The organism is Sulfurovum sp. XGS-02 (assembly GCF_023213175.1).
Lineage (GTDB): Bacteria > Campylobacterota > Campylobacteria > Campylobacterales > Sulfurovaceae > Sulfurovum.
This window is the reverse complement of the sequence record NZ_CP093312.1, coordinates 816,293-831,612: the sequence shown is the minus strand read 5'-3', so window position 1 is coordinate 831,612 and position 15,320 is coordinate 816,293. Positions and strand designations below refer to the sequence as shown.

Annotated in this window: 16 protein-coding genes; 2 read left to right on the top strand and 14 right to left on the bottom strand. The window is 41.3% G+C overall.

Annotated features, from left to right (window positions below):
* Positions 1–7: 7 nt before the first annotated feature.
* From MN086_RS04150 to serB, 9 genes are all read right to left on the bottom strand, one after another.
* On the bottom strand, positions 8–322 hold the full coding sequence (locus MN086_RS04150) for a DUF190 domain-containing protein (protein ID WP_248576796.1): 315 nt from the start codon (positions 320–322) through the stop codon (positions 8–10).
* A gap of 158 nt (positions 323–480) precedes the next feature.
* Positions 481–2,070 carry a phosphoenolpyruvate carboxykinase (ATP) gene (gene pckA / locus MN086_RS04145; protein WP_248576795.1) on the bottom strand — a complete coding sequence of 530 codons (1,590 nt, stop codon included), beginning with the start codon at positions 2,068–2,070 and terminating at the stop codon, positions 481–483.
* A 204-nt stretch (positions 2,071–2,274) separates the two neighbouring features.
* Positions 2,275–3,600 (bottom strand): sodium ion-translocating decarboxylase subunit beta, encoded by a 1,326-nt coding sequence (locus MN086_RS04140; RefSeq protein WP_248576794.1) that lies wholly within the window; start codon positions 3,598–3,600, stop codon positions 2,275–2,277.
* A gap of 5 nt (positions 3,601–3,605) precedes the next feature.
* Positions 3,606–5,411, bottom strand: coding sequence for a biotin/lipoyl-containing protein (locus MN086_RS04135; RefSeq protein WP_248576793.1), 1,806 nt, complete (start codon positions 5,409–5,411; stop codon positions 3,606–3,608).
* 16 nt (positions 5,412–5,427) lie between these two features.
* Positions 5,428–5,673: an OadG family protein gene (locus MN086_RS04130; protein WP_248576792.1), complete on the bottom strand. Its 246-nt coding sequence runs from the start codon at positions 5,671–5,673 to the stop codon at positions 5,428–5,430.
* A 71-nt stretch (positions 5,674–5,744) separates the two neighbouring features.
* Positions 5,745–7,127: a DEAD/DEAH box helicase gene (locus tag MN086_RS04125; RefSeq protein ID WP_248576791.1), complete on the bottom strand. Its 1,383-nt coding sequence runs from the start codon at positions 7,125–7,127 to the stop codon at positions 5,745–5,747.
* Between the two features lie 109 nt (positions 7,128–7,236).
* On the bottom strand, positions 7,237–8,001 hold the full coding sequence (locus tag MN086_RS04120) for an undecaprenyl-diphosphate phosphatase (protein ID WP_248576790.1): 765 nt from the start codon (positions 7,999–8,001) through the stop codon (positions 7,237–7,239).
* Between the two features lie 12 nt (positions 8,002–8,013).
* Complete coding sequence (locus MN086_RS04115; RefSeq protein WP_248576789.1) at positions 8,014–9,780, bottom strand: ABC transporter ATP-binding protein; 1,767 nt, start codon at positions 9,778–9,780, stop codon at positions 8,014–8,016.
* Positions 9,780–10,412: a phosphoserine phosphatase SerB gene (serB, locus tag MN086_RS04110; protein ID WP_248576788.1), complete on the bottom strand. Its 633-nt coding sequence runs from the start codon at positions 10,410–10,412 to the stop codon at positions 9,780–9,782. Before serB ends, MN086_RS04115 begins: the two co-directional genes overlap by 1 nt.
* Positions 10,413–10,531: 119 nt before the next feature.
* On the opposite strand from serB, the gene MN086_RS04105 reads away from it, so the two are divergent.
* Positions 10,532–11,449: a methylenetetrahydrofolate reductase gene (locus MN086_RS04105; RefSeq protein WP_248576787.1), complete on the top strand. Its 918-nt coding sequence runs from the start codon at positions 10,532–10,534 to the stop codon at positions 11,447–11,449.
* Positions 11,450–11,497: 48 nt separating this feature from the next.
* Here MN086_RS04105 and MN086_RS04100 read toward each other — a convergent pair whose 3' ends face one another.
* Entirely contained in the window at positions 11,498–12,178 is a 681-nt protein-coding gene (locus MN086_RS04100) for a hypothetical protein (RefSeq protein ID WP_248576786.1), read from the bottom strand.
* Between the two features lie 99 nt (positions 12,179–12,277).
* Here MN086_RS04100 and MN086_RS04095 point away from each other — a divergent pair, with 99 nt between their 5' ends.
* Positions 12,278–12,571, top strand: a complete 294-nt coding sequence (locus tag MN086_RS04095) for a DUF3817 domain-containing protein (RefSeq protein ID WP_248576785.1) — start codon at positions 12,278–12,280, stop codon at positions 12,569–12,571.
* Here the strand turns inward: MN086_RS04095 and MN086_RS04090 are convergent.
* From MN086_RS04090 to greA, 4 genes are all read right to left on the bottom strand, one after another.
* Entirely contained in the window at positions 12,529–12,951 is a 423-nt protein-coding gene (locus MN086_RS04090; protein WP_248576784.1) for a YqaA family protein, read from the bottom strand. The two genes, MN086_RS04095 and MN086_RS04090, sit on opposite strands and share 43 nt — an antisense overlap.
* Positions 12,951–13,634 (bottom strand): UDP-2,3-diacylglucosamine diphosphatase, encoded by a 684-nt coding sequence (locus tag MN086_RS04085; RefSeq protein ID WP_248576783.1) that lies wholly within the window; start codon positions 13,632–13,634, stop codon positions 12,951–12,953. Before MN086_RS04085 ends, MN086_RS04090 begins: the two co-directional genes overlap by 1 nt.
* 93 nt (positions 13,635–13,727) lie before the next feature.
* A complete protein-coding gene (argC, locus tag MN086_RS04080) occupies positions 13,728–14,735 on the bottom strand; it encodes an N-acetyl-gamma-glutamyl-phosphate reductase (protein WP_248576782.1) in 1,008 nt (335 codons plus the stop codon).
* An 11-nt stretch (positions 14,736–14,746) separates the two neighbouring features.
* Positions 14,747–15,235, bottom strand: coding sequence for a transcription elongation factor GreA (gene greA / locus MN086_RS04075; RefSeq protein WP_248576781.1), 489 nt, complete (start codon positions 15,233–15,235; stop codon positions 14,747–14,749).
* Between the last annotated feature and the right edge of the window lie 85 nt (positions 15,236–15,320).

Genomic DNA, 15,320 nt, shown 5'->3' with positions numbered 1-15,320 from the left:
GAGTGACTCATACTTGTTGTGAATCTTTTGAATGTAATAGCACGAGAGAGTCGCTAATGATACATTTCCCGCCATATCTATCTATGAAAGCTCTGATTTTTTCTATCATTCTTTCAAATTTTTCCTCTCGGCATACGGTAAAGATATAATTATTGCTAAGAAGATCATTCGCTTCATCGGCAGTTTTTAATCCGTGACTTCCATACCCTTCAATATCTCTGATAATGGTATAACCTGTCACATCAGCTTCTTTAAATATCTCTAATAATCTATTTGTATAAATAGATTCGATGATGACTTCGACTTTTTTCATTTTTTTCATGTTTATCCCCACAAAATAGTTATAAAGTAGTAGTATAGCGGTATCTCTAAAGAGATATTAAAAGGAACTGACGCGTGTTTTATAAAGGATTGAAAATTGAGTGATGTAAGAGGGGGTTAATTATGACTCACACAAGTGATTAGTGTGAGTCTATAATCTTATAGTTGAGGACCTGCAGATGCGAAGTCGAACTCGTCACCATTTCCGTCATAACGGTGGAAGTTCTCCTGGAACATACCGGCGAGTTTCGCCAACATAGCGTCATACTCCGCTTTATCTTCCCATGTATTTCTCGGGTTAAGTACAGCCGTATCTACACCCTCTAGTGTTTTAGGGATAGAAAGATTGAAAGTATCCAATGTCTCGAACTCTGTATCCAAAATAGCACCGCTCAAGATACCATCGATACAAGCTCTTGTGTTCTTGATACTCATACGCTTACCTGTACCATAAGGACCACCTGTCCAACCAGTATTCACCAGGTATACGTTAACACCATGCTCATCGATCTTCTCACCAAGAAGTTTTGCATAGACAGTTGGGTGCAGTGGCAAAAATGCTTCACCAAAACATGCAGAGAAGGTTGCTACAGGCTCCGTAATACCTCTCTCTGTTCCGGCCACTTTCGCTGTATATCCACTGAGGAAATAGTACATCGCCTGCTCTTTGGTAAGCTTACTTACCGGAGGCAAGACACCAAATGCATCTGCTGAAAGGAAGATAATATTGTTTGGATGACCTGCCTGAAGATCTTTTTTATGATTCTCAATATGTTCTATAGGATATGAAACACGTGTATTCTCTGTTTTAGAACCATCCGTATAATCAACCACACCATTCTCATCTGCAACAACATTCTCCAAAAGTGCATCTTTCACGATCGCACCATAGATCTCAGGTTCGGATTTTTCATCAAGGTTGATCACTTTTGCGTAACATCCACCTTCGAAGTTAAAGACACCATGATTATCCCAACCATGTTCATCATCACCGATCAGTGCCCTTTGAGGATCTGTTGAAAGTGTCGTCTTCCCTGTACCGGAAAGTCCAAAGAATAGACAGACATCGCCCTCTTTACCTACATTGGCAGAACAGTGCATAGAGAGTTTACCCTCAAGCGGCAACCAGTAGTTCATCATAGAGAAGATACCTTTTTTCATCTCACCACCGTACCAGGTACCACCGATGATAGCTACATTGTCTTCTACATTAAATACAACAAAAACATCAGAGTTCAATCCGTGTTCTTTGTATTTTTCATCCACAGCTTTACATGCATTATAGACAGTGAAATCCGGTTCAAATCTTTCAAGTTCAGACTCTGTAGGACGAATGAACATATTTTTAACAAAGTGTGCCTGCCATGCTACTTCTGTCACAAAACGTACAGAACGCTTACTTGCTGCACTTGCTCCTGCATAAACATCTGTTACATAAATGTTCTTACCGGAAAGTTGAGTTAATGTAAGATCAAGAAGTTCATCATAGATCTCTTTATCTATTTTCGCATTGATATCACCCCAAGCGATATGTTCGTTTGAAGGTGCCTGATCAACGAAATATTTGTCTTTTGGACTACGTCCTGTGAAGATTCCTGTATCACACATTGCTGTACCTGATGTTGAGATCTTACACTCTCCTCTGCTTACTTCGTGCGCTTGCAACTCGTCATAACTTAAATTGTAATAGACATCTTTAATATCTTTCAATCCTAGTTTATCAAGTCCGTTGGGCGTTTTAGTACTCATAAGTATCCTATTTCTTTCTTTTTTTATTTTAATGTAAACGGACATAGTCCGTTTTTGCTACGCTCATGCTGATCACTCTCTTCGGCAGAGTGTTCAAGCGGTACCGCTTTTTATGTTTATCATGCTAAAGCATAAGTGAGCAAATAGAGACTATTTCCTCACTTATACTTCCTCAAACGAGGAAGCATAGTACCTGATGCTATTTTATTTAAAAATAGAGAGTAGTACACCGGCTGCTACGGCTGAACCGATAACACCGGCAACATTTGGACCCATAGCATGCATAAGCAGAATATTACCCGGTTTTTCTTCAGAACCAACTTTACTGACAACCCTTGCTGCCATCGGTACTGCAGAAACCCCCGCTGCACCGATAAGTGGGTTGATAGGTTCTTTAGAGAACTTGTTCATGATCTTACCCATAAGTACACCTGCTGCAGTACCCGCTGCAAAGGCAAGAAGACCAATGATCATAATACCCATTGTCTCAGCTACCAGGAATGAATCTGAAGCCAGCTTTGAACCAACACCAAGACCAAGGAAGATCGTAACAATGTTAATGAGTGAATTTTGCATCTCATTAGAAAGTCTGTCAACCACACCTGACTCTTTTGCAAAGTTACCAAGTGCAAAAGAACCCATAAGCGGTGCAGCATCCGGTAGGATAAGTGCGATCATCATAATAACGATCAGAGGGAAAATAAGTTTTTCAAGTCTATTCACTTTTCTTGTTGTCTTCATAACGATCTGACGCTCTTCTTTTGTTGTTAAAGCTCTCATTATCGGTGGCTGGATCACTGGAACCAATGCCATGTATGAATAGGCTGCAACTGCGATAGCTCCAAGAAGTTCCGGTGCCAATGCCGATGCGATAAAGATCGATGTAGGACCATCTGCTCCACCAATGATACTGATCGCTGCAGATTGCTTAAGTGTGAAGTCTACCATCCCAGTATACTGAGAAAGTGCAGCAGCACCGACCAATGAACCAAAGATACCAAACTGTGCAGCTCCACCTAGAAGTGCTGTTTTAGGGTTAGAAAGAAGTGGTCCGAAGTCTGTCATCGCTCCAACACCCATAAAGATCAACAGAGGGAAGAATTCGTTGGCAATACCCATATTGTAGATAATACCGAGCATTCCGTGATCACCGGTCATATTGGCAATAGGTATATTGGCTAGAAGTCCGCCGAAAGCGATAGGTAAAAGAAGAAGTGGTTCAAACCCTTTAGCAATAGCTAAATAGAAAAGTAAAAAGATAATAATAAACATAATAAGTTTACCCCAACTTTGGGCAAATAAACTCATCTCTTCACCATGACCATTCTTGACACCCTCTTCAGGGTTAACCATTGCATTAAGACCTGTAGTTTCAAAAAAGCTTACAAGAAGTTGCGTGATAGATTTAGGTTCATAGGCCTGTTCTTCTTGTGCAGGTGCAGCAGGTGCTTCATGCACACTGGCTTGCACTGTTGATGTGAGTGCTGTAAAAGCGAACATCATCGAAAGTAAAAGATGTTTGAGCTTCATACCGACTACTCCATCGTGGCTAGAAGTTGTCCGTCTGCGACTGCATCGTTGACATTGACATTGATTGAGGCGATTTTACCCGCTTGCGGTGCAGCGATATCGATTTCCATCTTCATCGCTTCAAGTATCATGATCACATCACCTTCAGCAACAGTATCACCCGGATTTTTCACGATCTTCCAGACGTTACCCGGTGTTTGTGAGTGTATTTCCACACTTCCGGCTGCACCCGGTACCAATGCCGGTGTTGAAGCTTCTGCTACTGCATTAACTTGTGCTGTAGGTGCTGCAGGTGCAATTTGGATATCTCCCTCACCCTCTGCTACTTGTACGCTATATTGTTTACCGTCTACTACTACTGTATAATTTCCTGCCATCTCTTTTTCTCCATTACAATTATTTTCTTCACCTTTTCTTACCATGAGAGGACTTTCACCCTTCAAGAACGCAATACCTTTTTCAGCACATGCACCAGCAATGAAGATGTTTTCATCTGTAGTTGCCAACCCTTCATCTTCAAGTACTTTTGTCCAGTGTGCGATAGACTTTGATTCATCTCTATCTGCAATATCCAAAGGATTTTCTGTCGTTGGTTCTAGACCCAATTTATCAGATGCAAGTTTGATGATCTCCTCATCTGCTTGTACCGGTGTTTTACCAAAGTATCCAAGAACCATACGTCCATATCCCGGAGCGATCTGCTTCCATGGTCCGAACATCACGTTAGCGTAGGCTTGTTGCCAATAGAATTGACTTACCGGTGTTACAGATGTACCGTAACCACCACGCTCTACTACCTCTTTCATCGCAGCGATCACTTGATCGAACTTTTCAAGATCACCTGCATCTCTCATCATCTGCGTGTTTGCTGTCAATGCACCACCAGGCATAGGTGAGAATGGAATAAGTGGTGATACCTGTGTTGCTTCAGGTGGAATCATGTAGTCTGAAAGACACTCTTTAAGTCTCTCTTCATACTTAAGCACTTTATCAAGCTGTAGATCACCAAGGTTATAATCTGTTCCTTTTGTTGCATGAAGCATAGTAAGGATATCCGGCTGGCTGGTACCACCACTTACCGGTGATGCTGCCATATCGATACCATTCGCTCCTGCATCCAACGCTGCAAGATATGATGCTACAGAAACACCTGCAGTTTCATGCGTGTGAAGTCTTAAGTGTACACTCTCGCCAAGAAGTTTTCTAGCCATTGTGATAGTCTCATAGACTTTATGAGGGTTCGCTGTTCCTGATGCATCTTTGAAACAAACGCTGTCAAAAGAGATACCAGAATCTAGGATATTTCTCAGTGTTTTTTCATAAAAAGCGACATCATGTGCACCTTTACATCCTGGAGGAAGGTCCATCATTGTTACCACTACTTCATGATCAAGACCATGCTTTTTGATCATTTCTGCAGAAAATGCAAGGTTGTTCACATCATTCAGTGCATCAAAGTTACGTACAGTTGTTGTACCATGCTTTTTGAACATTTTTGCGAAGAGTTCTATCATTTCACGGCTACCAGTATCAAGCATTACTGTGTTGATACCACGTGAAAGTACTTGAAGGTTAGCATCCGGTCCTACGATCTCTCTGAAACCGTCCATCATATCAAATGCGTTTTCCTGTAAGTAGAAGAAGAGTGATTGGAATCTTGCTCCTCCACCAAATTCGAAGTGATTAATACCTGCATTCTTCGCTGCCTCTACGGCAGGAAAGAAATCATCCATAAGTACACGACCGCCAAAGACAGACTGAAATCCGTCTCTAAAAGTCGTATCCATTACATCAATATATTTTTTAGCCATTTACGATACCTTGTTTTTATGATTGTTTACGAAATTCTTTGATTGCTGCAACTATAGCTGCAACATGATGTGCTTCTTTTTCAGCTTCCTGTGCAGTGCTTGTTGAAACAGGCGCTGCTTCAACTACTTTATCAGGAAAGTATTTACTGATAATTTTAGCTTGGAGCTTCATTACCTGAACCAGGATAACTAGAAAGATGAATACGATCAGCATTCCCAGTACCATAAATTTTAAGCCTTCGCTTACTAAATCTATTTCCATGTGATTAACCTCACTTTATAAGTTTACAGATTTTAAAACAGTTTTGCTTGTTATTAGGTAAAAAAAAAGAATTATCTTCTCTTTTTTCTACGATTGTTATTCCGCGTAACTTTTTGTTCCTTTACGTACCCCTGCATCATCTCATCTACAGTATTTTGATCAAAACCTATTTGGGTTCCTATGTTATGCTGTTCCTCTTCAATGATACGTGAAATGAGTTTTGCCAAAAGTATCTCTTTATCCATCTCTCCCATATACTCCAAAAGCGCTGCTGCATCGTCATGTACTTGGATATTTCTGATCTGTTCAGCCAAATATTCGCAACTTGCATCATCCAGTCCTGAGCCACCCTGGATCGTAGCCAAACGCATCTCTGCACCCACTTCTTTTTGGATACGTTGAAGCTCTTTGAATTCTTCGGTTGTCACCAAAGTAATAGCCTGACCACTTCTTCCTGCACGTCCTGTACGACCGATACGATGGACATAACTTTGCGGGTCGAAAGGAATGTGATAATTAAAAACATGTGTGACGTTTTTGACATCCAGACCACGTGCAGCGACATCTGTAGCCACCATAATCTTCGTTTCCCCTCTTCTATAGGCTTTAATGACCACTTCTCTATCCATCTGTTCCAAGTCGCCATGTAAACCATTAGCATTGAATCCTAATGCCTGCAAATGCTCTGTTAGCCTGTCCACTTCCCTTTTCATACGGCAGAAGATGATACATTTGTTGGTCTTTTCAGTTTCAAGCAGCTTTACGATCGCTTCATCTCTCTGGTGCTCATGGATCACATAATAACGTTGTTCAATGATGTTATTTGTCGTCTCTTCCTCACCTACAACAGAGATATACTCCGGTTGATAAAGAATATTGTTTGCTAGCTCTTTGATCGGTTCAGGCATCGTTGCAGAGAAGAGCAGTGTTTGTCTGTTCTGAGGAATGTACTCAAAGATCTCTTTGATCTCTTCAAGGAAACCCATATCGAGCATTTCATCTGCTTCATCCAGTACAACGATCTCCGGGTTCAACACATCGATCTTGCCTTTTCTGTAAAGATCTTTAAGTCTTCCCGGTGTTGCTACGACGATCTGTACACCTTTATGTATAAGCGCTATCTGACGTCCATACCCTACACCGCCATACACGGTCAATGTCCTGATACCTGCAAAACGTCCCAAATGATAGAGTTCGTCGGCTACCTGTGTTGCGAGTTCTCTTGTAGGGGTGATGATCAATGCTCTTTCTATCTCGCCTTTAGCAAGTTTATCCATAATAGGAAGACCGAACGCTGCTGTCTTTCCTGTACCCGTATGGGCCTGACCTACCATGTCACTACCATTGGTGATAATAGGGATAGCCATCTCCTGGATGGGGCTAGGCTCTTTAAAGCCTGCTATTTTCACACCTTTTGCCAGATCAGCATGAAAATCAAATTCATTAAATTTCATTATTTACCTTTAAAATATGAGGCATACCTCATTCATGTCCAAAAGATCTTGTTTTGAACTTAAGAGAAACTCCCGCAGGAGGTTCTATAAATTCAGATATATTTTCACTTTAAATGAATATCAATAAAACGACTCCAAAAAGTATCCTATAGATACCGAACGCCACAAACGTAAAACGTTGAATAAATGCCAGAAAAAGCTTGATCGTCAAATAAGCTACAATAAACGCCGTAATGAATCCTGCAAGAAATGCTCCCCAGTTAGCATCTGCAAAATCCTGATAGTGTTTGAGCAAGTCATACCCTGTCACTGCTGCCATCACAGGGATCGCAAGTAAAAAAGAGAACTCTGCAGATGCTTTTCTGTCCATACCTACCAACAACCCGCCCACAATGGTGGCCCCTGCTCTGCTTGTACCTGGAATCAGTGAAAATATCTGGGCAATACCAATCCAGAGAGCCTGTGTGTAACTGACCGCTTCCACGTCTGAGACATGCCACTCTTTTTCTTTGTAAAAATACTCAAGCAGAAGAAAAACAAGCCCACCGATAATGAACATCCATGCCACAACCTCAACAGTAAAAAGTGTTTTGATCTGATCTTTGAAGAGGTAGCCTACGATGGCCAAAGGTAAAAAAGCAACAAAAAGTTTTTGCCAAAGTGCTATTTTCTTGAAAGTGATTTTTTCTTTATAGATGAGCATCACGGCCATAATGGCAGCAAACTGGATAATGACCTCATATGCTTTGGTCAGTGCATCCTGGGAAACACCCAGGAACTTACTGGCAACGATCATATGCCCTGTAGATGAAATAGGCAGAAACTCTGTAAAACCTTCGATAATACCTATGATTATCGCTTGAAAAATATCCAATGTATACCTTTTTTAAACCATGCTGGAAAAATAGCTCTCATCTTTTGCCAATAGTGCTTTTGGTGTACCACTATCAACCACTTCACCATCTTCCAACACATAAATGAACTCTGCGCTTTTAATCGTACTGAGTCTGTGTGCGATAGTGATCACCGTCTTTTGAGACAAAAAGTCATGCAGTGCTTCAAACAGTTTCATTTCTGTATGCACATCTAAAGCCGAGGTTGATTCATCAAAGATCACCACTTTGGGATCAGCCAGGATCATCCTTGCTATAGCCACTCTTTGTCGCTGCCCTCCACTGAGCTTGATACCGTCTTTCCCGACCAGCGTATCAAGTCCCAGATCTAAACGTTCTATGACATCTGTAAGCTGTGCGATCTCAAGTGCTTTTTGCACTGCATCCTCACTATATACTTTGCCTAACGTTAGATTAAACAACATTGTATCATTAAAGAGTTTAGGATGTTGCAAGATGAGATGAATATTTTCCCGTATTGTAGAAAGTTTCAATGCTTTGTTCGATACACTGCCATAGATGATCTCACCCTCATCCAATGGATAAAAACCGACAAGTATGTTAGAGAGTGTTGTCTTTCCGGAACCGCTGGCACCGACTATGGCGACCTTTGAACCTTGTTTGATATGCATGTTTATATTAGTTAATATTTTTTTGTTCTTCTGATAGGAGAATGAAAGGTCCTTCACCTCTATATCAATGGCATGTTGGGAAACAAAAGGATCCTTCAACTCTTCTCTTTGCGGTTCTTGTTCCATTTTATAGATACTGTTGATACGTGCACAGGCGGCCTTGGCTGTAGAAAGTGCATACTGAAAATTGATAATATCCTGTGTTGGTGTTACCATTACCCACAGGTATGAAAAAATAGCGAGCATCAACCCCACGGAGAGGTCAGAGTATGCCACAGCCAGGATACTGACTGCCCTGAAAACTTCATACCCACTTAGGAAGACCAGATAGGAGTATTTCATTGCCGCTTCACTCTTATAACCGTATGCGATAGCATGCTCTTTGAGTTCCCTAGCTTTCATTTCACTCTTGTCAAAGAAATATGCTTCTTTATTTGCCGCACGTATCTGATGAAAGAGTTCCAACGTTTCATTCAACGCAGACTGAAAGAGTTCCACCGCCTTGTTTTCTTCTTTTTTGAGCTTACCGATATTTCGAGCCAGTTTGGCAGTAAAAAAGACCACGATGGGATTGGTGATCAAAATAAACAAGGCAAGCTGCCAATGGATCCACAGCAGTACCGCCGCGGAAAAAAGCAGTACAAAAGAGGCGATGATAAATTTAGAAATGGTACTGCTGACAAATCCGTCTATCGTCTCCACATCTGTCACCAATTTGGAGGTCACCGCTCCGACACGCATTGTCTCATACTCTTTGAGTGAAACATTTTTAAGATGCTTCAGTAAGGACTCTCTCATTTTGTAAGTAATGTTTTTTGATATGATCGTAAAGATCCTGCTTTGCATAATACCCAGAAGTACGCTGGAAACACGAAGAAAGATAATAAGGGCCAAGACAAAGAGTACATACCCTTTGGTGTCCGAAGTAAAGAGATATTCAGATATCCAGCTGATGAACCCGTGATCCTGCCCCAGTAAAAGCTCATCTACAAGAATTGGTATAAAAAGCGGGATAATAACGACAAGCAGTGTAGAGAGCAGTGCAAGCAGATTGCCTAAGAGGACAGCTTTTTTGTAGTCGAACAGTTGTCGTACAATGCCTTTGATACTGCAACTGTTGTTTTGCATTAGATCGAGTCTACTATCTGAAGTATCTGAGTGAGGTCTTTCTCATCCACACAATGTGTCGCTGCCTCTTTCAGTATAGGTTTTGCACAAAATGCCACACGTGTATCTGCATGGGCGAACATACTGAGATCATTTGCTCCATCACCTACAACCAGTGTATCTTCACGTCCTACACCAAGCAGTCCCTGCATACGGGTAATCATATCACCCTTGGCATTGCTGTACATCATCTCTCCGCCTACCTGTCCGGTAAGTACACCATTTTCAGCATGTAAAAAATTAGAAAAGTCTGCATTCACCCCCAGTTTCTCACATGCAGGCTTTGTAGCATTTCTAAACCCTCCTGAGAAACAGACCACCGTATACCCTCTCTCTTTGAGCCCTGTTACTACTTCTTGCGCACCGGGCATCATAGGAAGATCACCGCAGATACTGTTGACTTTCTCCTCTTCCAAACCTTCAAGCAGGGCTACCCTTGCTCTAAGAGATTTATAGAAATCCAATTCACCTGCCATGGCTCTTTCAGTGATCGCTGCCACCTGAGCTTCAAGTCCAAGGGGCGCTGCAAGAAAATCAATGGTCTCACCATCCATCAGTGTTGAATCAAAATCAAATACAGCCAGTTTACTCATTTATAATCCCTAATTAATATTTGTTAATATATTATGCTTTGGTCATTCTGTAATAACCCTCTATGCATTATTTAGGTAGAATTATAACTAATTAAACTATAACTATAAAGAGTATATTCATGTTTGAAAAATTTTGCGACATTCTTTGTAACGATAAGAAGTTCATTACGGTGGAGATAAACCCTCCTCACGGAGCCTCCATAGATGGCATCATAGCCGACATTAAAAAACACGATCTACAAAACAAAGTCACAGGTTTTTCATGTACGGACAACCCTTTGGCAAAACTGAAAATGTCAGGGGTACTCTCTGCCATCAAAGTACAGCAGACATTTGGAAAGCCTGTCATTGCGACAATGAGTATGAGAGACAAAAACAAGCTCTCACTGCAATCAAGCCTTCTTGGAGCCAATGACTTCGACCTTCGCTGTATACTGGCACTGACCGGAGATCCGGCGAAGCTTTCAGACCAACCGGAGGTTAAAGGTGTTCTGGAGCGTGATTCTACCCTGCTTTTGAGTATCATCTACCACCTCAACAAAGGGGTCGACTACAGCAATAAGCCGTTAAATCCCGCACCTAAACCTATCTATCCATTTGCTGTGAGCAATGCGACTGCAAAAGATATGAACAGCCTGAAAAAACGTATGCTCAAAAAACTCAATTACGGTGCACGCGCCATCATCACCCAGCCGGTCTATACTCTAGAAAATGCCAAAGAACTCTTAGCGCTTTTTGAAGAGGCCAAAGCACTGAGTATACGTGATACAGCAAAAGAAGCCCAGCTTGTACTAGGACAGTTCCCTATCGTAAGGGCAAAAACAGCCAACTTCATTGATGACAAGGTCCCTGGTATCTCTGTGCCTAAAGACATTATAGATGAGATGAACCTTGCAGCGATGGACGGAGAAGAAAAAGAGCAGGAAGTAGGATTTGCCCTTTCGAAGCGTATCTTTGATGAGATGATGGATATCCATGGAAAAGTGCACTTGATGACACACAACCGTTTTGATCTCTGTTCGGATTTGATAGGATAACATCACTTCAAAGGCCTCGCAGTATGACCGGAGACCCTCTGCTTCTATTTAAACATTGATACCATCAAAGATCAACGGATAGAGCAATCCGTAAAGTGTCACAAATAACAATGGCACTGCCCAGATAAGGCCGATACCCAGTGCCAATGCTCCCAGTGCCATAATCAGACTTAGTAGAAAGAAGAGGCCAAAAACCTTGAACCAGTGTTTCGTGACCGTTTTTCTGGAAAGCTCCATTGCTTCCCAGATATCCATTCCTTTATCTGCTATAAGCGGTAAAGTAAAGACATAGGCGATACTCAAATAGATACCCGGAAGAATAAGCAGTACAAAACCTATCACCGTCATAATATAGATGAGTAGTGCAGCTAATGACAGTCTACCCGTAAGATGATAGTAATTAAATATAGATTGAAACGCTAAAGGCTCTCCTCGTGAGTAGTGGATAGCAAGCATGATAATACCTACAATAAGCGGCATAAGTACCGGATAACTCAAAATAGTCACGATCATCTGGTTCAGATAATTTGGTTCAGCCGGAGGTGGCGGAGAAGGGAAAACAGTGCCTAAGATAACCTGGACGATCACAGAGACAACCACATAGACAGCAAATGCAGCCAGAAAGATGCCCTTGACACCTTCTATACGTTTAAAACCTGCTTTGATCATCTCTATGATATCAAAATCATACTCCGGAATGTTTTTGTCATCTAACGTTTCAGTTTGCATCTTAATCTCCTTTTCATATCGATAAATCATTATAGCTTAAAAACTATGATTGTTAAACTTCTTCTGATATACTCACAAAAAACATAATTAGGAGACTATATGTCTGAATTACAAAAGTTCCGTTTGATCAACAAAATAGAAGGAATCTCATTTATCATCCTGATCTTCATCGCTATGCCTTTGAAATATAGTTTTGGCTACCCTATAGCCACTAAAATCGTAGGTATGCTGCACGGTCTGCTCGTATTTGCTTTTATCTACCAGATCATTGAAGCGAAGAGAGAAGCCGGTTTTAGTTTGAAGGCAACAGGACTCTACTCATTCTTGTCACTGATCCCATTTGGTTCGTTCTATACGGACAGACTGCTTGCTAAAAAGATGACGATGGCATAACGTGTTCCTTTAGCTACCGCTACAATAGTCGCAAACCACTTAAATTTATAACGTAATACTCCTGCTATAAAAGTCAATGGATCCCCGATAATGGGAGCCCATGACAACAGGAGGGTCCAACCTCCATACCTGTCAAAAAAACCTCTTGCTTTTTCCATCTTTTGTGCTGAAAGGTGTCCTTTTTCTTCAAGGTAAGTTTCACCTTTTAAACCTAACCAGTAATTCACCATCGCTCCCAATGTATTACCCAGCGTTGCAAAGATCCATAAGAGTATCAGTGAGTAATTTTGAGAGATATCGTAAAGAAGCAATCCTTCACTTCCCAATGGTAACAGTGTGGCAGAGAGAAACGCCACCGCAAAAAGTGTGATATAAACCATTACAATGTCTTAAAGTGCATTTCACCCTCTTCTATGATACCTACCATACCCTGGCATGCCAATGAGGGCAAAGAAATATATTTACCTAGTGTTTTGCACTGATGAAAGTGGCCTTCTATTACAAGGTCCGCATCACTATAGTGTTCCAGTATCTCTTCCACCCTTTTCTCAAAGCCGTGAAAGGTAAAACAGATATGTTTTTTTGACAACTTATTCATACGATGATCGATGATAGCCTTTTCAAAAGGTTTAAGGAATGTCAGTGTCTTTTTGTTTCGTAATATTTTACAGTAGAGGTCATAACCCAATCCTGTAGCATATTTGTCACCATGGGAGATCGCCACATTTTTCTCTTCCAGCTGAAACATGACAGGCTGCTCATCTCTGCTGTATACATGGATATCGGGGAACACATCTTTGAGGCAGAAATCATGGTTTCCTTCAAAGTAGTAGATATCAAGTTTTTGTGAAAGTATTCGTAAAAGCGCTATAGCCTCTTTTGAAAAGGTCTGTATGTAGTCATTATGTCCAAAGAGTAGATCAAAGTTGTCACCCATCAAAAAGAGCTGAGGGGTTTGTAGTTCCCCACTCTCCAGCTTCTTCAGTAAAACTAAAAATTCATCTCCGTGATGGGGGTAATGGGAGTCAGCAATGAATAAGGCATTTTCCTTGATTATATGCATTGCTACCCTTCCATTTTTCAAATTACCTCTTATCATCATTGAGGCTTTGTTTCTCTCATCATTTTTTTAATAAAAAATATCACCAAGCAAGATTTATGGAATGTAGGCGATCGTTGGAATACCCATACCTTCATCATACCCACACATCAAATTTGCAGCCACAAGTGCCTGAGAACTTGCACCACGCAAGAGGTTGTCTATGGCAGAAGAGACAAAAAGTGCATTGCCGTTTTTGGCTGCAAAGATATCACAAAAGTGTGTTCCTGCCGTACTTTTGATATCGACAGGTGTCTCTCTGATACGGATAAAAGGATCGTTCGCATAGTGTTTCTTCAACACTTCAAGCGGATCGATATCCTCTTTTAAGGTTGCATAGACAGAGACCAGTTCACCCCGTGTCGCAGGGATAAGATGAGGCACAAAATTGACATTCATTTTAGCGCCGTGTACTTTTTCTATCTTCTCTGCTATTTCGGGTGCATGTCTGTGTTTGATCGGGTTGTAGGCAAAGATATTATCATTGATCGTGACAAAATGTGCAGTCTCGCTCAGTGTTTTACCTGCACCGCTCACACCCGACTTTGCATCAACAAAAAGAGGTGCCGAGGTATCAAGATACGGTATGAACGGTAAAATACCCAGCAGTGTTGCCGTAGGATAACATCCAGGCCCTGCAGCAAGTTTCGTTTCTTTCAACTCTTCTCTGTAATACTCGATCAGTGCATAGGTCGCATCATCCAAATGCCCTATATCCTCATGTGAACAATAGTGTGCTTCATACGTATCAAGTTCCAAACGATAATCGGCTGAGAGGTCAACGACTTTAATCCCTTTATCCAAAAGCTTTTTCGCGAAGCCCATAGAGGCTTTATGAGGAAGGGCCAGGAAGACAAGTTCACAGCGTTCAGCCACAGAGTCGGCATCTGCTTTTTCTACAGGCAAGCTGATAACATCGACCAGAGAAGGATGCAGTGTTTCTATCATCGTATCTCCCTGCGTTGTCGCAAGATAGGTCAGCTGAAAACCATCATGATTCACCAACATCTTTACCAGTTCAAGCCCTGTGTATCCACTGGCTCCTACAACACCTACTTTTACCATCTTATACCTTCTTAATCGAGTATGATCTCTTTATAAGAGATCTCTTCGATATCATATGTCTTTTTACCGCTAGGAAGTACAAGTGATACTTCATCGCCCTCCTCTTTACCTATCAATGCACGGGCCATAGGAGACTGAATAGAGATCAACCCTTTGGAGGGATCTGATTCTGTACCCCCTACGATAGTATAGTGTACCTCTTCACCGCTATTTTGATCGGTCAGTTCTACAGTTGATCCGAAACTCACTCTAGTATGAGGTAATGTAGAAGGGTCTACTACCTGTGCACGGCCTACGATATCTGTCAATTCTGCAATACGTGCTTCCATCAAACCTTGCTTATCCTTGGCTGCATGATACTCTGCATTTTCCTTAAGATCACCGAGTTCTCTTGCCTCATCTATCACTTTGGCTATAGCACCTCTCTCTACAGATTTCAAGTGTTCAAGTTCTTCTGAAAGTTTGTTGTATGTTACTTTTAACATCGGCTCTTTTTGCACGATAGGTCCTTTTTACATAATGAATTCATTTCTAAATTGTAGGTATTATACCAAAAAGGTTATAATAGCGCTAAAATAATCCAAT